Annotated in this window: 15 protein-coding genes; 10 read left to right on the forward strand and 5 right to left on the reverse strand. The window is 39.4% G+C overall.

Going from position 1 to position 17,342, the window contains the following annotated elements; all coding sequences use genetic code 11:
- Positions 1-27 precede the first annotated feature (27 nt).
- The gene (locus tag A6749_RS13670; protein WP_066390311.1) at positions 28-2,121 is read left to right on the forward strand and encodes a BglG family transcription antiterminator; all 2,094 of its coding nucleotides are present in this window, start codon (positions 28-30) and stop codon (positions 2,119-2,121) included.
- Positions 2,122-2,126: 5 nt separating this feature from the next.
- On the forward strand, positions 2,127-3,254 hold the full coding sequence (locus tag A6749_RS13675) for a mannitol-1-phosphate 5-dehydrogenase (protein ID WP_066390318.1): 1,128 nt from the start codon (positions 2,127-2,129) through the stop codon (positions 3,252-3,254).
- Between the two features lie 63 nt (positions 3,255-3,317).
- Here the strand turns inward: A6749_RS13675 and A6749_RS13680 are convergent, their stop codons facing one another.
- Together A6749_RS13680 and A6749_RS13685 are read right to left on the reverse strand one after the other, a co-directional pair.
- On the reverse strand, positions 3,318-4,562 hold the full coding sequence (locus A6749_RS13680) for an aminopeptidase (protein ID WP_066390319.1): 1,245 nt from the start codon (positions 4,560-4,562) through the stop codon (positions 3,318-3,320).
- 100 nt (positions 4,563-4,662) lie between these two features.
- On the reverse strand, positions 4,663-5,532 hold the full coding sequence (locus tag A6749_RS13685; protein WP_236719794.1) for an alpha/beta hydrolase: 870 nt from the start codon (positions 5,530-5,532) through the stop codon (positions 4,663-4,665).
- A gap of 196 nt (positions 5,533-5,728) precedes the next feature.
- Between A6749_RS13685 and A6749_RS13690 the strand changes: the two genes are divergently transcribed.
- The 5 genes from A6749_RS13690 to A6749_RS13710 all read left to right on the forward strand — a co-directional run bounded on the left by A6749_RS13690 (position 5,729) and on the right by A6749_RS13710 (position 9,161).
- Positions 5,729-6,475, forward strand: a complete 747-nt coding sequence (locus tag A6749_RS13690) for an ABC-2 family transporter permease (RefSeq protein ID WP_066390321.1) — start codon at positions 5,729-5,731, stop codon at positions 6,473-6,475.
- Positions 6,476-6,844, forward strand: coding sequence for a GntR family transcriptional regulator (locus A6749_RS13695; protein WP_066390323.1), 369 nt, complete (start codon positions 6,476-6,478; stop codon positions 6,842-6,844).
- Positions 6,838-7,542 (forward strand): ATP-binding cassette domain-containing protein, encoded by a 705-nt coding sequence (locus A6749_RS13700; RefSeq protein WP_066390324.1) that lies wholly within the window; start codon positions 6,838-6,840, stop codon positions 7,540-7,542. The genes A6749_RS13695 and A6749_RS13700 overlap by 7 nt, the downstream gene beginning before the upstream one ends.
- Before the next feature lie 2 nt (positions 7,543-7,544).
- Positions 7,545-7,724: a DUF4017 family protein gene (locus tag A6749_RS13705; RefSeq protein WP_066390325.1), complete on the forward strand. Its 180-nt coding sequence runs from the start codon at positions 7,545-7,547 to the stop codon at positions 7,722-7,724.
- 159 nt (positions 7,725-7,883) lie between these two features.
- Positions 7,884-9,161, forward strand: coding sequence for a DedA family protein (locus A6749_RS13710; RefSeq protein WP_066390326.1), 1,278 nt, complete (start codon positions 7,884-7,886; stop codon positions 9,159-9,161).
- Positions 9,162-9,219: 58 nt separating this feature from the next.
- Here the strand turns inward: A6749_RS13710 and A6749_RS13715 are convergent, their stop codons facing one another.
- On the reverse strand, positions 9,220-10,620 hold the full coding sequence (locus A6749_RS13715) for a sigma-54 interaction domain-containing protein (protein WP_066390327.1): 1,401 nt from the start codon (positions 10,618-10,620) through the stop codon (positions 9,220-9,222).
- A 239-nt stretch (positions 10,621-10,859) separates the two neighbouring features.
- On the opposite strand from A6749_RS13715, the gene A6749_RS13720 reads away from it, so the two are divergent.
- Positions 10,860-12,152 carry a Glu/Leu/Phe/Val family dehydrogenase gene (locus A6749_RS13720; RefSeq protein WP_066390328.1) on the forward strand — a complete coding sequence of 431 codons (1,293 nt, stop codon included), beginning with the start codon at positions 10,860-10,862 and terminating at the stop codon, positions 12,150-12,152.
- 803 nt (positions 12,153-12,955) lie between these two features.
- Positions 12,956-14,029 carry a DUF1646 family protein gene (locus A6749_RS13730; RefSeq protein ID WP_066390340.1) on the forward strand — a complete coding sequence of 358 codons (1,074 nt, stop codon included), beginning with the start codon at positions 12,956-12,958 and terminating at the stop codon, positions 14,027-14,029.
- 94 nt (positions 14,030-14,123) lie between these two features.
- Here the strand turns inward: A6749_RS13730 and cdaS are convergent, their stop codons facing one another.
- On the reverse strand, positions 14,124-14,747 hold the full coding sequence (cdaS, locus tag A6749_RS13735; RefSeq protein WP_066390343.1) for a sporulation-specific diadenylate cyclase CdaS: 624 nt from the start codon (positions 14,745-14,747) through the stop codon (positions 14,124-14,126).
- A 142-nt stretch (positions 14,748-14,889) separates the two neighbouring features.
- Complete coding sequence (locus A6749_RS13740) at positions 14,890-16,149, reverse strand: glycosyl hydrolase family 18 protein (protein ID WP_066390347.1); 1,260 nt, start codon at positions 16,147-16,149, stop codon at positions 14,890-14,892.
- A gap of 246 nt (positions 16,150-16,395) precedes the next feature.
- Between A6749_RS13740 and A6749_RS13745 the strand changes: the two genes are divergently transcribed.
- The gene (locus A6749_RS13745) at positions 16,396-17,274 is read left to right on the forward strand and encodes an alkaline phosphatase family protein (protein WP_066390349.1); all 879 of its coding nucleotides are present in this window, start codon (positions 16,396-16,398) and stop codon (positions 17,272-17,274) included.
- The last annotated feature ends 68 nt before the right edge of the window (positions 17,275-17,342 follow it).

The following is a 17,342-nucleotide window of genomic DNA, read 5'->3' on the forward strand; positions in this document are numbered from 1 at the left end:
CATATTACCCTGAAACGAGTTGGTTGCATGTATATAACCGCACGGGAAAAAGCAATAATTGACTTAATTATTAAAACATCAGGGAAACATACGGCTGCATCCATTGCCGCCTGCTTAAATGTAAGTACACGAACGATTCAACGGGATTTAAAAGCGGTTGAAAAAATCCTTGAGACATTTGATATACGTTTAGAGCGTAACTCAGAAAAAGGATATTTGATTGAAGGGAAGAATGAACAGGTTTTTCGTCTAAGCCAATATTTGATGGGGAATAACCCTATTGATCAGACTCCTCAAGAAAAGAAATTACAACTATTGATCGCGTTGTTACAAGAGGAAGATTACAAGCTTCAGGCTTTATCAAGTAATATCGGTGTAAGCATTACAACATTAACAACGTATTTGGATGAATTAACAGATTGGCTCGACCATTTTCATATACAAATCACTAGGAAACGAGGAATAGGCGTCGAGGTAATCGCCACAGAGTCAGCTAATCGAAGGGCTTTGGCAAACTATATTCTGTTTCATTTTTATGAAGACTTGTTTCAAAGTTTGTTTTTATTGGAAAAAGGAAAATATGAGGAAGACCTCATTTTATATTATTTTTTTCCTGATTACCTTTTAGCCATTGACCGGTTAGTCCATACGTTTTTTAGCAGCTCTAGGCTACGGCTTGCAGATAGTGACTATATTGGGCTCATTGTACATATAGGTATTACGATGCAAAGGACAGAAGACTTCCCTCTTGGAGAAGGAGATTTGGGGCTTTCTGATGAACTGACAAATGAATATCAGTTAATTATGGAAATTGGCAAGGAACTAGAAACTTCCTTTTCCACTAGGTTCAAGAATGAAGATTACATCTATCTAGCAGGAATTTTAAAAGGCTCCAAACTCCATGAAGCAGATGAGATTGCTTATGACAGCCTTGTTTTAAGTAAATTAGTTAAATCTCTTATTGAAGATGTTTCCTCCCAGCTTCATGTTGATCTAACCAATGACTTTCCATTGTATCAGGGTCTATTAGCACATATGGAACCGTCAATTTATCGGATCAAACAGCAAATGGGCTTGTTTAACCCATTAAAAGAGGATATCATTCGCAAATATCCGTTATTATTTTTTGCCGTAAAAAATAGTGTAGAAAAGCAGTTGAAAGAGATTGGTACTTTTCCTGACGATGAAATTGCTTTTATTGTCCTTCATTTTGGCTCGGCGCTTGTTATGAGGGAGGAAAAATTATCGATAGATGCATTGGTAATATGTCCAACTGGTATAGGGACATCTAAGATGCTTGCAAGCCGGATTAGGAAGGAAATAGCCGGGATTGATCATATAGACATTAAATCAATCAAAGAGATACAGGAGAAGGATGAGCTGTCGGGTTACGATTTGATTATCTCAACGGTGAAGCTTCCATTTTTGGGGATAGATTATATTTTAGTTTCCCCGCTCTTAACTGAGGAAAATATATCAGCAATCCGGAATTTTTTAAAAAATAACATTGAGACATTTACTGAAAATAAGCGGTATGCAGGAACACTTACAGATGAGAACTCCTTAACCGGATCAGCGCCAAAAGCAGGCATTGCCGAGGTTTTACAAGAGCTAAAAGTTGTTCAAGAAAGCATTGAGGCAGTATTGAATAATTTTCGTCTGTACAGGATGTCCGATGTCAGTGACCATATGGTGATTATTAAAAGTATGCTGGCAAAGGGAAAAAATGAAGGACTGTTAAGAGATGAGAAAACGGTCTTAAAATCGATACAAGAGCGGGAACGAAAAGGCGGGCTAGGTATACCGGGGACGGCAATGGCCCTTTTCCACTGCAGAGATCAAAACGTTCATGAGCTTATATTTCAAATTACTCATTTGGAGCAGCCTTTACTTGTAAAAGGTATGGACGGTAAACCAATGTACATGAAAAATTTACTCTTAATGTTGGCTCCTGAGGAATTAGCCGTTAGGCAGCAGGAAATAGTAAGCTTGATAAGCACTAGTTTGATTGAGAATAATGAGGCTGCCCTGATTTTCTCATCAGGGAACGAGAAGATGGTCCGAGCAAGATTAGAAATGATCCTTTTGGATTATCTTCATACAAAAATTATAAAGGAATGATCAATATGAAATTAGCAGTCCATTTTGGAGCTGGAAATATTGGAAGAGGCTTTATCGGTGCACTTTTTTCACAGTCTGACTATCATGTTACTTTTGTTGATATCGCTGAACAAGTTATTAATCAGTTAAACACGGAAAAGCGTTATCAAGTAAAATTAGCAACAGATCAACAAGAAACAATGACAATTGACAATGTTTCTGGATTAAATAATTTGACACAGGAACAAGAGGTTGTAGAAGCAATCGGCAAGGCGACTTACCTGACGACAGCGATAGGTCCTAATATACTGCCGCATATTGCTCCGCTAATGGCAAAGGGGATTATGGAGCGGGTTAGGAAGACAGATGAAAAATTATATGTCATTGCCTGCGAAAATCAAATTTCAGCGACAGATCTATTAAAAGGTTATATTTTCGACCACTTAGATGAGGAGACAAAGGAAAAATTAGCAGGGAAAGTTTATTTCTTTAATTCTGCCGTTGACCGGATTGTCCCGATTCAAAATAATAAAGGATCACTTGATGTTCTGGTGGAAGCCTATTATGAATGGGTTGTAGAAGCAAATGAGAGTATTCCATATGTGGAAGGGATGAAAATTGTTTCGGACCTTGCTCCATACATTGAAAGAAAGCTGTTTACTGTCAATACAGGCCATGCTGTTATTGCATATTTAGGATTTTTAGGGAAGAAAGAAACGATTGACCAAGCGTTGGCGGATGAGGCGATTTTAGCTCAAGTACGGGCCACCCTTAGCGAAACGGGTGCCTATTTGATTCATCAATATGGCTTGAATCCAGATGAACACCAGCAATATATTGATAAGATTATCAACCGTTTTAAAAATGCCCACTTACATGATGCGGTAACAAGAGTCGGGCGCTCACCATTACGAAAATTGGGACCAAATGATCGTCTTGTAAAGCCGGCTGTAGAAGCAGCGAAGGCAGGGATTTCCTACTCAAATCTTGCAAAAGCCATTGCTGCAGCCTTACATTTTGATTACCAAGAAGATCCTGAAGCAGTAAAGCTGCAGGAAATGATTAAGGAAAAGGGAGTTCCGGCTGTATTACAGGAAGTATCCGGGCTTGAAGAAAACAACGAAATAACGAAAGAGATAGTAAAACAATATTAAAGACACACAGGGACGGTTCTCCAGCTTCTTTTAAGGAAACAGAGGAACCGTCCCTGTGCTTTTTTAGATTGCCCAGTCTCCGTTACGGAAAATTGGTACGATGGTGCCGTCTTGTTTGATGCCGTCGATGTTCATTTGGTTAGAGCCGATCATGAAGTCGACGTGTACAGTGGAGGTATTCATGCCATTTTTCAGTAATTCTTCTTCGCTCATTTTGGTGCCGCCTTGGATTGTGGTTGGGTAGGCTGCCCCGATTGCTAAGTGATTGGATGCATTTTCATCAAATAACGTGTTAAAGAAAATAATACCAGATTGTGAAATCGGCGATGGATCTGGTACAAGAGCCACTTCACCCAAGCCAGTACCGCCTTCGTTATCAAACACTAATTTCTTAATCGCTTCATCGCCTTTTTCAGCAGAAATATCAACGATTTTGCCGTCTTTAAAATGCACCTCAATGCCTTCAATTAATGTGCCGGCATAGCTTAATGGTTTAGTGCTGCGGACAACACCGTCCATGCGGTGTGTATCAGGGGCTGTGAAGACTTCTTCTGTCGGCATGTTGGCTATGAATTCTTCGCCTTTTGGATTATAGCTTTCCGCACATGCCCAAATATGGTTCTTCGGCAGGCCTAAAGTTAAATCGGTGCCAGGGGCAGTATAGTGCAATGCATCAAATTGGATTTCATTCAATTTTACTGCTTTTTCATTTAACGTCTTTTTATGTTCGTCCCAGGCGGTGATTGGGTCGTCCTCATAAACACGACAGGTTTTGAAAATTTGATCCCATAGTGCATCAACTTGTTCTTCAGATGTTTTCAAGTCAGGAAATACCTTTGCTGCCCAGCCGGCACCTGCTGCAGCGGCAACCGTCCATTTCAGGTCATCATTTTGCGTGGCTGTCCTCTGTGCTTTGAACGCTTTTCCAGCGACATTTTGGTAGGCTGCCACTTTGGCAGGGTCCGCTTCATTCAGTAAGCCAGGGTCACTTGAGATAATGGACAGGCGGCTGACCCGATGGTTTAACACGTGATCTTCGGATTCTTGGATCTCATAGTCAGGAATATTCGTTAATACTTCTGTTGGTTGATGTAAGTAATGTTGTTTCGTAATTTCATCATCGGACCACTTCACGATTACCTTTTCCGCACCTAACGCATAGGCTTCCTTGGTAATTAAGCGGGCTAAAGGCGCTTGATCAACGGTAATCGTCATTTTTACCCAATCACCGGGCTGGACATTGATTCCTTTTGCTGCTAGGAGCTTTGCGTACTTTTGTAAGTTTTCTTCAAAGTTAGGTAAAACCATTCTTTTAAGCCTCCAAAATTTGTTTTCATCATTATAGTAGCATAGTTATCAGAAAACTGACTATTTTTTGACTCACTATAAATCTTCTCTTTCTAGTCGGTTAATTTTCTATATTATAAGTGTTCAAAAATTCCTCTACGGCAATTGTCATGTTTTGCGCCTCTTTTAAACTGGCTACGGGACTGCCTTCAGAGGCTGCTCCAAGAAGTTTCGTAATCTCACGATGTGTAAGAGTATGTGTTTCAAACGTCCTCGTTTTATTGCCGGAGATGTTTGCCAACTTTACGAATGAAGCAGTTGCCTTTCTTTTTGGCCCGATTAACATGGTTGGCGGGAGATGCTGCCCACTTGCATAGGAAACCGGCGATGCTTCCGCCCATACTTGCCGGTCTTGTCCAAAGATCTTTTTATATCTTTCGTTTTTGGGGATATATTCTACCAGATTAATTGGTCCATCTAGGTTAACCACGGAATTAACCATTCCTAGTGAAAGGCCGGCTTGCATCAAATATTTTGGGTTTGTTCCAATGAGCGTAACCAAATGCCCGCCTGCTGAATGGCCCATTAAATTGATTTTGCTTGTATCAATATGATACTGTTCCGCATGCTCATAAACCCATTTAACTGCAGTGGAAACATCATTCGCCATTTCATCGTATGTAGCTTTAGGCGAAAGGCGGTAATTAACAGAGACAAATACATATCCTTTGTTAGTAAAAAAAGCAGGCTTATCGCCAACATTGCTCTTATCTCCTCTCATCCAGCCGCCGCCATGGACATAAACAATAACAGGATGCAGCTTGCTCCCCCCATCATTCGGAGCATAAACATCTAATTTTTGCCTAGGCTCTTCCCCATATGTAACGTCCATTTCCCTAAATTCCTTCCCCTTCGCCGGCTGATAAAAATACATACCAGCCATAAAAACAATTAACGCAAGCAGCCAAAATCGACGCTTCAATACAATCACCCTTTCTTTGAGGAAGCATGGGGACGGTTCTCTTGCTTCATTGAATGAAGTAAGAGAACCACCTTCGTGCTTCATAGGGTGTCCAAAAAAGCGGGGATTATTGATAAAAAAGGGTGGTTTGGAAAAAATTGTTGTAAATATATATGAACCAGTGTACTATTAAGGTAATACACTAAGAATAAAGGAGGAGGATTTGTTGATTAAAGGGCAATTGTATTTGGAGTGGTTGAAGCATCGGAGAAAGGTTTCCGCCACGATGTTAATCGTGGTATTGTTGGGAATTGGGTTAACCACAGTCAGTTATATCAGCCATTTTCATTCTATATCTGATTTTATCATGATGTATCTTTACGGCTGGATGGTGGTGCTGCCATTTCTAGCGGTCATTCCACTGTTTATTAACCTTGAGCAGGATCTGAGAAACCGGCACATTTGGCTTTACACAGAAGCATCCCTCAAGCAGTTATTACTAGCAAAGGTGTTATTTATATCACTTGTCTGCATGGGGTTCATTGTTATCTTCAGTTTGACCGGTTTCATTTTAGAATTGTGTATGAGGGGCGGGAGCGTTTTATCTGCTCTAGTGCTCTTTGTCACTCTTAGCCTGATGACACTTTATAAAATTATCGTTTTGCAGTTTTTATTTTTGTTATTATGGGCCATTTTTCAAGCAGTTACTGTCCTTTCTCAAGCAGCAGGGGTGTTCGTCATGCCAATAAGCTATGCCGTAATCGTCATTCTTTGCTTGAACTTTTATGATGTACTAAAGATGGGCGGTGTGCCGATCCATTTGCGGGGCATTATGATTGGCCCAGAATATGAGCCATTGGGATTGTTTTATCTCGATAAATTTTATATGGGTGAAATATTTGCGGGGTTATTTCTTATTGTGATCAGCTGCCTACTTTCCGCTCGATTTTTACAAAAGAAGGTCGGTGTTTAAATGGGGATGGATTTTGAAAAAGATCGGCCAATTTATCTCCAGCTTGTGGAAAGAATCTGCGGAGACCTTGTGAGCGGCAGACGCAAACCGGGAGATAGGCTGCCGTCTGTTCGCGAATTTGCACTTGAGGCAGGAGTCAATACAAACACTGTGCAAAATGTTTATAAGCAGCTGGAGCAAATGGAGCTGACGGAAACGAAACGGGGCCAAGGGACATTTATCACCCCCGACCCTTTAAAAATAAGTGTGATGCGGGAAGAGTTGAAAAAACAGCTGATCGACCGGTTTTTAAGCAGTGTTGAAACAATGGGATTTACCCAGGCGGAAATTCTTCAATCGTTAAAAGAAAGGAGGGAGAATGAGTGTTAGAGACAAAAGATATTCAGTTTTCCTATCAAAAGCGGCGGCTTGTACTTAGGAACGTCAATGTCCAAATAGAAATTGGGAAAATCGTGGTTCTTGCCGGTGAAAATGGCAGCGGGAAGTCAACATTCCTCAAGGTGCTTGCCAATTTATTACAGCCGCAGAGCGGCCAAGTATGGTTAAACGGATCTGAAGCGACAAGAACGAGCTTGTCTGAGATTGCGTTTATGCCAGATGATCAGTTATACCATCCGTACCTTACTGGGGAGCAGCTATTTACCTTCTTAGAGTCACAATTTCGCGATTTTGAGTGGGCAAGGGCGAAGGAAATTGCGGATTATCTAAGGGTTGATATTACAACAACAGTTTCGGCTATGAGTAAAGGGAATATAAGCCGGCTCAAGCTCGCCGCAGTCTTTGGACGAAAAGCAAGCTATTATCTGCTGGATGAGCCATTTTCGGGATTGGATCCGCTTGTCCGTGAGGAAATAATAAAAAGCATTATCCAGTTTGTTGATTTAGAAAACGCCACAATTTTGTTAAGTACGCATGAACTTGATGACGTATCCAAAGTCGCCGACGAACTGATGATTTTGAAAGATGGAAAGATTACCGCCCACGAAAGTTTAGATAATATTCGCAGTGAATACCGGATGGAACCTAAAGAATGGTTCAAATCATTTTATAAAAAAGGGGAGAACTAAGAATGAATAAATGGACAATTTCATTAGCAGTCTATGTGGCATTATGTATCATCGGGGTTTTCACAAAAGCAAGTGAAGGCTATGACGTTTGGAGCTGGAAGCTATTCGTCGCACAAATATTCGCCATTCCAATTACCTTAATTGTTTTCATTATCCTCCATTTTAAAAGTAAATATCGATGAGATATGGGGGCGGTTCTCCTGCTTTATTTAATGAAGCGCAGAAGAACCGTCCCCATGCTTTCTAAAAAAAGGATTAATAATTCATTAAAATGGCAAATTAATTTAAGAACAGTGGTACATTGTTTAAGAGGGTTTCAGTGAAAATTTTGGAGGCATTTTATGTCTTATTTAATCTCTTTATTTGAACAGCATAGCTATCTTATTTTATTTGCGGGTATTTTTTTAGAGCTCATGGCGCTCCCGATTTCAGGGGAATTATTAATGAGCTATGCCGGTTACTTTGTGTATCAGGGGAAGATGAATTACCTTTTGGCACTCTTGACCGTCTTTTTTTCGGGCGGTGCAGGGATTACCGTAACCTATTGGATTGGCAGGGCAGGTGGATATAAACTCATTGAGAAATACGGAAAATATATTCATCTTGGGCCTGAAAGGTATAAAAAAACAGCGGCATGGTTTGAACGTTCTGGGAGTAAGTTATTAATCTTTGCTTATTTCATCCCCGGAGTCAGGCATTTCACCGGATATATTTCCGGGATTTCGAGAATGTCATTTCAGAAATTTATCATTCCGGCTTATACAGGTTCTTTTTTATGGGGATTTTGTTTTATAACACTAGGGAAAGTATTAGGACCGCAATGGAAGGCATTTCACCATGCAGCAAGTAAATACTTTGTTATGTTTATTATCGTTTTAGCAATTTTATTAGCCTTTTTTCTAGTCTACCGATTTTATAAAGATCAAATTAAGAGCTTTTTTGTTCGTGCTTTAAAAAGGCTGATGGCTCGTCTAAAAACGATAAGAGCAACCGAAATATTTCTTATTTGCCTCACATTAGTGTTAATTGGCATGGTTTCGTTAATGCTTGGATTGGCACAGGATTATTTAGCTAATGACTTTACGGAGTTTAATGAAGTGACGAATTATATCGTTAACTCTGTGGTTTATCAGCCTTGGATGAAAGGGTTCTTTATTTTTCAATCAATATATGTATTTGGGTTTATCACAGCCATTACCATCCTGCGTATATGGAGAAAGGGACGGAACAGGGCCTTGGAGTATCTTTTGCTTTTAATAACCATATTGGGAGCAAAGGCTTTTCATGATTCTATTACACAGGCCTTATCTTTTCTTGAATCCTTTGGTTTCGTAGGAAAATTTCATTCCGAGAATTTCCCTGATTTAAATGCTGTAATAATCATTACCATTTATGGAGTCTGCTTCTTCTTACTTGTCCGCCATTCAAAAAGGGGATTGACGCCAGTATTTGCGGCTCTATTTGCGTTATTTATCTTAATTGGATTAACCGTTGCAAATATAGCTTCGACTAATCTACTGCCTAGTGATATTGTTGGCGGATACGTATATGGCGCTGTATGGATCTTTTTTAACTTCTTGTTATTTGAAATGTTACGGCTTGTATTGGAAAGAGATTAAAGTGAATTAGACAGGGTGATGGCTGCTTCATTGTTGAAGCAGCCATTCCCATGCATTACTATAAATTTAATTTCTTCATTCTGTATTGCAAGCTTTGGCGGCTAAGGCCGAGTGCTTTGGCTGCTTTTGAGATGTTGAAGTCGTGCTTTTTTAGGACGTGTTCGATGTAGGTTTTTTCGAATAGTTCCATTTGTTCCTTCAGTGGTACGGTTTCATCAGTGTTTTCTTTCATGAACGTATCAACGGTGGAAACAGGCATCATGCGCTCTCTTATCTGTGCTTTGCTGCGGTACTGGTATGGTAAATGGGCATACATAATGTACTCTTCATCAATCATGATGTTCATCGCCGCTTCAATAATATGCTCCAGTTCCCGGACATTCCCATGCCAATCATACTCAAGGAATGATGCCTGAACCTCTTCTGATAAGCCTTTTACATTCATATGAAAACGTTGGTTGTATTTTTCAATAAAATGCTCCACCAATAATGGAATATCTTCTTTGCGCTCTTTTAACGGCGGGACAAAAATTGTGACGACTCCAAGCCGGTAAAATAAGTCTTTGCGCATCCGATTATTGGCGATGGCCTCAATTGGGTCTTCATTCATATTAGCAATGACCCTGACATCAACGGGCATATCCTTAGTATCACCAATTCGTCTAATTGTTTTTTCCTGAAGAACCCGAAGCAGTTTTGCCTGAAGGTTAAGATTTAAAGAGTTAATCTCATCCAGCAGCAGGGTACCTCCGTTAGCTTGTTCAAACAAGCCTGGTGTATCCATTGCGCCAGTAAAGGCTCCTCTTTTTGTGCCGAATAGAAGACTTTCAATTAAATTATCAGGTAAAGCAGCACAGTTTTGGGAAATAAATGGGCCAGTTAATCTATTGCTTGCGTTATGAATACTTTGAGCAAAAAGTTCTTTCCCTGTCCCAGTATCTCCGACAATCAATACATAAGATGAGGTTCTGGTAGCCCGTTTGGCTGATTCAATCACTTCTTTAATGGCGGGACTTCTCCCAATAATATTATCAAACGTATATTTAGCTGGCCCCTTGTTCATATTGCTTTTCATTAGCCGTTCAAGCTTTGTTACATCGTTGGCAATTTCAACTGCACCTTGAAGTTTCTCACCATCATAAATTGGAATCGTATTGTTGATGGTGGTAATTTCGTGGCCCTTGTTATTAAAATAGGTCTGCTTGACGTTACTTGTTTCTTTGCCGTCTTGCAGGGCTTTAACGAGTGTACTTGATTGGTCGTCTTTAAACATAAAAACGTCTAATAAGTTTTTATTTATGACATCATGAAGGTCCATCGACTCCATTTGCATCATTTTTTTATTATAAATAATGGTTTTTCCTGTTTCGTCTACGGCATGAACCCCAACGTCCACTTCGTCCAAAATCCGTTTATACATCTGTGTTAAATATCGCAAATCAATTTGTGAATATTTCATGATGGTCCATACCCCTTGTTTATTCTTTATGCACTTATTTAACCAAAAAAACGGCGTTAATGCAAAAATATTTTGCGTTATTTTTTAGAGAAATATATTCTGTGCAAAATTTATTGGCGTGTATTATGTGTCAAATCGCATAAAACCGCAAAAAAATTGTTGGCACGGAAATTGCAATACTTATTTGTGAGTAACAAATGCTTTAGCATAGCTTACGAATATAATAAGGGGTGTCATGTATGTCAGCAAATACACTGGCAAATGAAATAAAAAAGGAACAACAGCAGGAACAGGAGTCATTAAATTTATTTTATTCAACCCAGACCGTTATCCAAAAGGCATTATCAAAATTAGGCTATACAAATGAAATGTTTGAGCTCTTAAAAGAGCCAATTCGCATGTTAACAGTCCGAATTCCGGTGAGAATGGATGATGGTTCAGTCCAAATCTTTACTGGTTATCGTTCCCAGCATAATGATGCCGTAGGTCCGACAAAGGGCGGCGTTCGCTTTCATCCGGAGGTGGATGAGGAAGAGGTTAAGGCTTTATCAATTTGGATGAGCTTGAAGTGCGGTATTACCGATCTTCCATATGGCGGCGGTAAGGGCGGAATTATTTGCGACCCAAGAAAAATGTCATTTAGAGAGCTTGAGAGACTAAGCCGCGGTTATGTTCGTGCAATTAGCCAAATTGTCGGTCCAACTAAAGATATTCCGGCACCGGACGTGTATACGAATTCACAAATTATGGCATGGATGATGGACGAGTACAGCCGGTTACGCGAATTTGATTCACCTGCATTTATCACAGGAAAACCAATTGTTTTGGGTGGTTCAAAAGGCCGTGAAACTGCAACCGCAGCGGGTGTAACGATTTGTATCGAAGAAGCCGTGAAGAAAAAAGGGATGGAATTAAAAGGGGCACGCGTAGTTATTCAAGGCTTCGGTAATGCCGGCAGCTACTTAGCTAAATTCTTACATGATGCCGGTGCAAAGGTGGTCGCTGTTTCGGATGTTTACGGCGGAATTTATGACCCGGATGGTCTTGATATCAATTATCTTCTAGATAAGAGAGACAGCTTCGGCACCTTCTCGAAATTATTTGATAATACGATTACAAATAAAGAATTGCTGGAATTAGAGTGTGATATTCTTGTTCCTGCGGCAATTTCAAACCAAATTACAGCTCAAAATGCGGCCAATATTAAGGCGGCAATCGTTGTTGAAGCTGCTAATGGACCTACAACTCTTGAAGCAACTCATATTCTAACAGAGCGCGGCATTCTGCTTGTTCCGGATATTTTGGCAAGTGCTGGTGGGGTAACCGTATCTTATTTTGAATGGGTGCAAAATAATCAAGGATATTATTGGTCAGAAGAAGAAGTGAAAGAAAAACTCGCAGCTGTGATGACTCAATCCTTTGATAGTATTTATAATACAGCTGAAGCACATGAAGTGGATATGCGTTTAGCCGCTTATATGGTTGGAATCAAAAAAGTCGCTGAGGCATCCCGCTTCCGTGGCTGGGTATAAATGATAATAAAGAAAAACTCTTTCCATTGAGATGGGAAGAGTTTTTTTGCATCTCAGGTGCAAGAATTGATAGTGTAGATATCCTTTCGAAAAGTGTAGATATTGTCACAATTAGTGTAGATATCTGCTATAAATCAAACGTTTGTTTGAAAATCCCGCTATGTTTCCCGACAATTTGTTTTATTTTTACATAGGCTTAATGTCTTCCTATCTGTAATGCCAATAGGGTGTTTTTGGAAGGAATTATTGGCGGTTTCAGAGAAAATATGTTTGAATAAATTGTAAAAAGGGAGAGTTTTTGAAAAGTGACATTTATAAAAAATAGAAAATTAATTGGGATAACGTGGATTTTTGCATTCCTGTTTTTGGTGATTTGTTTGTTAACAATGGCTTATAGTTACTTTAATACCGAAGAAATGAGTTTAGCCGTAGATCAATGTTACAAAAATGGAGGGGAAGTTGTTCTAGAAATTAATAATCATCTTACTAATAGCTATTCTTTTGAATGTAAATAATAAGGCGCTGTGCATAAGAAAGACTGCTTTATGTGTAATTGATGAGTTGGAAGAAACGTCCCTATGCATCACTATGTTTCCTGAATATGGATTGGAATTACATTATTGTAATTTTTATTCCTGTGTGTTAAACTAAAAACTAGTTATTCATTTTGAAATGCATTTTATTGTGTAAATGATAAATTAATATTTTAATTTGTTTAGGAGGAGCCTGTCACCAAGGGGGAAGTATGTCCCTTTGGTGACAGGCTCTTTTTGTATTTAAAATTAAAAAAAGGAAGTGATTGAATGATCATCGGTTTGTCCATCATCTTGCTGCTTGTACTATTCTTGCCTTTCACAAAGTTTGTCGAGCGAAACCTAGAAGTGTTTTTATTTATTATGGGGATTGCAGCTGTAGTGGTTAGTCAGGTATTTTCCTGGCCGCTTGTAAAGGAAGCGTTAATCCATCCAATCAACATTACGCTGGCTGTTCTATTCGCTGGTCTTTTGTTCCGCTGGTTCCAGGGGCCAATTGAAAAAGGAATTGCTTGGATCAGCAATGTTATGCCATATCGCTTGTTTATTGCATTATTTGTTATCGTTTTAGGTCTCATTTCGAGTGTGATTACCGCCATCATTGCTGCTATTATTCTTGTAGCTGTAGTTGGTGTTTTACGCCTTGATCGAAAGTCAGAAATCCGCCTGGTGGTCTTAGCGTGTTTCGCCATCGGCTTAGGGGCAGTGCTGACACCAATTGGGGAACCGCTTTCAACGATTGTGGTTAGTAAATTAAATGAGGATTTTCTTTATTTATTTAAATTAGTAGGGGCCTCTGTTATCCCTTCCGTCATTGTTTTTGGCGTACTGGCTGCTTTTATGATTAAACCTCGAAACCAGTTTGATAGTATTTCAGGGAAATCTGAAATTGCCGCTGGATTAGAGGCAGAGGGACAAACCCCTCAGTCAAATGTAGGTAGGCAAACAGAGAAGGAATCTTACGGGGAAATCATTATCCGCAGTTTAAAAATTTATTTGTTCGTTATGGCGCTTACGTTTCTTGGCGCTGGGTTCGAGCCATTTATCGAGGCTTATATCCTAGGCTTAAGTCCAAAGCTTATGTATTGGATCAACATGGTGTCGGCGATATTGGATAATGCCACACTTGCTGCCGCGGAAATCAGTCCTGTCATGAATGACGAAACTATTAAGGATATTCTGATGGGACTTCTAATTAGCGGCGGAATGTTAATTCCAGGGAATATTCCGAATATCATTGCCGCAGGTAAATTAAAAATTACAAGCGGTGAATATGCCCGGTTTGCCTTCCCAATAGGACTGGCAGCAATGGCCATCTACTTTATTGTCATTCTTGTAGTCTAACAACTTAATTGAAAAGCCGGCCTTCGCTAAAATCAAGCGGGGCCGGCTTTTTTTAAGCACCAGAACCGCCCCCCGTGTTTTACTTGAATACAAACTAATGTATGGATTGAGCAGTTGCTATGGGATGGAGTTTTCCCTCTTGTGCAAAAGAGACTTTACCGGTCTCTTCTGATACAACTAATACAAGAGCATCACATAGCTCTGATAAACCTAGTGCGGCGCGGTGACGGGTGCCGAGTTTTTTTCCGATTATAACTGCAGTTGTTAAGGGAAGGACGTTTGCCGCTGAAACGATTTGATTACCACGAATTAACACGGCTCCATCATGGAGAGGGTTTCCGGGATAAAAAATGGCTTCTAACAATGCAGGGGTTAAGGCAGCTCTAATATCTGTTCCTTTTTGGATTAACAAATCTAGAGAATCATTTCGTTGGACCACTATTAACGCACCATGGCGGCGTGCCGACAACCTCTCAACACAAATGGATAAGTCCTCATATTTTTCTGTAAATGCAGATAAATAGCAGTTTAGATAAAAGGAAGATGCAACTGATTCGATTTGTATCATTTTATTCTTAATTTCCTCTAATTTACCCAAGAGACAACAGTTTTCGTTATCTAAAATTTCTAAGCTATATTGGAGTTCATTGGTAATATGCTGTATTCCTTTCGACAATTGCTGCTTCATTGGGGAAAAATCACAATTAGTTTCGTTCACATGTCTACAACTCCAATCATTACAATTTTAAAAAAACTCTTTTAAAAATAGACCTAGTTTGCTTTTTAACATAGCAGGTATTTTTATCATAAACTCACCTGACGTTTAAGTGCATACCTTAAATTATGATCACTTTAGGAAATCAAATGATTTTTTGGGGAATCATAAATTCATTCACTAATATTCCCGATTGAGGAAAGTGTAATCCTAATTGCCAAGCACCAATTCCTCTTAACCGATAATTTACAAATAACTGGAGCTTTTGAGCGCGGGCCCTGGCGTCTTCGAACCATACAATGTGTCTTTTTCCCGTTTCGTCTCGATATTGAAAGAAAGGCTGTTGATATTCTGTAGAATATTGGATAGGTACTTGATATTTCATAGCAGTTTCTATTGCGCTGGAAACAGAAACTGCACGGGCACTTTCTACAGTTCCATTTGTCATGGTCCAGTCGTACCCATAGCGAGGAACACCCAGGATAATTTTATTTCCTCTCATATTATTAAGAGCATAAACGATTGTTTGTCTTACTTCTTTAATTGGAGCCACAGGGCCAGGGGGACTGCTTGCTTCGTGCCAGTCATAAGCCATAATAAAAACAAAATCAACAGCTGCTCCAATTCCACCGTAATCATACCCCTTTAACCAAGGTATATCATCACTTGTCTTAGCTGGTACGGCAACAGATGTATAATAACCTTCTGGCCTCAATCGTTCACTCAGCGAACGTAGGAAGCCGCTATATATATCCCTTTCTCCTTCACGTATTCGTTCAAAATCAATATTCACACCAGCATAATTTTTAGTTTTTACTAGGTTATAAATATTTGTAATCAATCGCTCTCTAATTTCCGGAGTATTTAATACCCTTTTTGTTAATTCGGGATTAAATCCAGTCTCGGTTAAATTCGTAATAACGGCAAGAGGTGCTACATTGTTCTCTCGTGATAGCCTAATGAGCTGCTGATCATTTAAAGTACTCAAACCTCCATCTTCAAGGACATGGTATTCGAAAATGCCAAAAAAGGTATTAATCGGTGCAAATCTCTGTACAAGCCATTGGTTCATCTCAGGTGTAGAAGGAGTTATATAACTAAAACCTTCCGCTTCATATTTAGGTCTTGGGGGCAAGTATAATTTCATACCAACCATTAAGGTATCAGATTGTAGACCATTATATAAACGTATTGTTTCAACAGGAATGAAACTCATCTGGGAAATCAAATAGAGTGAATCTCCAGGCTGAACAATATACATATCCGATGGAATGAGTAAATCTTGCCCTGGGACTAATCGATCTGTTTTTAATCCATTTATTATACGTATGCTGTCCATAGTAACTTGATATTTTGTTGCAATGGAAAAAATGGAATCCCCCGTTTTAACGATATATATAAACATAGTTCCACCTCGCCTCAGAAGTTTGTATTAATTCAATATATGTGGTAGTTTTTTTGGAATGTCTGAAAAATGAACACCTTTGATTAAAGAGGGGGCGAGTAAACATGGAAAAATAGAAAATATACCGCTAAAATTTGGAGGGGCATAAAATGACGAACAGGCTACTTTTTACCAGAAGTACTGTTCATTTTATGCACCTTGGCTAATAATAGAATTAAGAATTGAAAGGAAAGAAGGCATACCGAATTGTTTAAAAAATGGGGAATTCTCATCTTATTAGTCGTTGTCGTTTTAAATGCCTGTGGACCTAATCTTCAGCCAAAAAATCAAACACCTATTGAAAAAAATATCACTACTAAGGGGGAATTCCCAAACATTGATCATATTGTCATTGTGATTGAAGAAAATCGATCACAAGAAGCAATTGAAGGGAATAAGAAAGCCCCTTATATTAATTCACTAATGAAACAGGGCGCCAACTTTACTAATTATTATGCCATTGAACACCCGAGTCAACCTAACTATTTGGATTTGTTTTCTGGATCTAATCAGGGTGTGACAGATGATAAGGTTCCTAACGCGAAATTTACAACAGATAATTTGGCAAGTGAGCTGACTGCCAAAAATTATACATTTGCTGGCTATTCCGAAGACCTTCCTTCTATTGGCTTTGAGGGGGAATCTACAGGTCCTGGGGGGTATGCACGTAAGCATAATCCTTGGGTAAACTTTACGAACGTCCCTAAAGAGGCAAATCAGCCATTAACAAATTTTCCAAAGGATTTTTCAAAACTGCCGACAGTGTCATTCGTTATCCCGGCCTTACGCAATGACATGCATGACGGCTCCATTAAGGAAGGAGATAATTGGCTGAAGGAACATATCGATCCATATGTCCAATGGGCGACAAAGCATAACAGTTTATTAATTGTTACATGGGATGAGGACGACCATTCACAAGACAACAAAATCCCGACCTTTTTCGTCGGCCCAATGGTCAAGCCAGGCCAATATAACGAAAAATTAAATCACTACAATCTATTAAGAACCCTTGAAGACCTATACGGTTTAAAGCATTTGGGTGAAAGCGAGAGGGTAGAATCTATAAAAAACATATGGAAATAACATAAGATTAAATACGGGACGGTTCTCCTGTTTCATTTGCAAGAAATGAAACGCAGGAACCGTCCCCG

The sequence above is a fragment of the Neobacillus mesonae genome (assembly GCF_001636315.1).
GTDB classification, from domain to species: Bacteria; Bacillota; Bacilli; order Bacillales; family Cytobacillaceae; genus Neobacillus; species Neobacillus mesonae.

Bases quoted from the DNA above. Each gene is read 5' to 3' on its own strand.
- A6749_RS13710 (WP_066390326.1), top strand. From the start codon at position 7,884: ATGTCTTATTTAATCTCTTTATTTGAACAGCATAGCTATCTTATTTTA.
- A6749_RS13705 (WP_066390325.1), top strand. From the start codon at position 7,545: ATGAATAAATGGACAATTTCATTAGCAGTCTATGTGGCATTATGTATC.
- A6749_RS13675 (WP_066390318.1), top strand. From the start codon at position 2,127: ATGAAATTAGCAGTCCATTTTGGAGCTGGAAATATTGGAAGAGGCTTT.
- A6749_RS13670 (WP_066390311.1), top strand. From the start codon at position 28: ATGTATATAACCGCACGGGAAAAAGCAATAATTGACTTAATTATTAAA.
- A6749_RS13720 (WP_066390328.1), top strand. From the start codon at position 10,860: ATGTCAGCAAATACACTGGCAAATGAAATAAAAAAGGAACAACAGCAG.
- A6749_RS13715 (WP_066390327.1), bottom strand. From the start codon at position 10,620: ATGAAATATTCACAAATTGATTTGCGATATTTAACACAGATGTATAAA.
- A6749_RS13695 (WP_066390323.1), top strand. From the start codon at position 6,476: ATGGGGATGGATTTTGAAAAAGATCGGCCAATTTATCTCCAGCTTGTG.
- A6749_RS13740 (WP_066390347.1), bottom strand. From the start codon at position 16,149: ATGTTTATATATATCGTTAAAACGGGGGATTCCATTTTTTCCATTGCA.
- A6749_RS13730 (WP_066390340.1), top strand. From the start codon at position 12,956: ATGATCATCGGTTTGTCCATCATCTTGCTGCTTGTACTATTCTTGCCT.
- A6749_RS13680 (WP_066390319.1), bottom strand. From the start codon at position 4,562: ATGGTTTTACCTAACTTTGAAGAAAACTTACAAAAGTACGCAAAGCTC.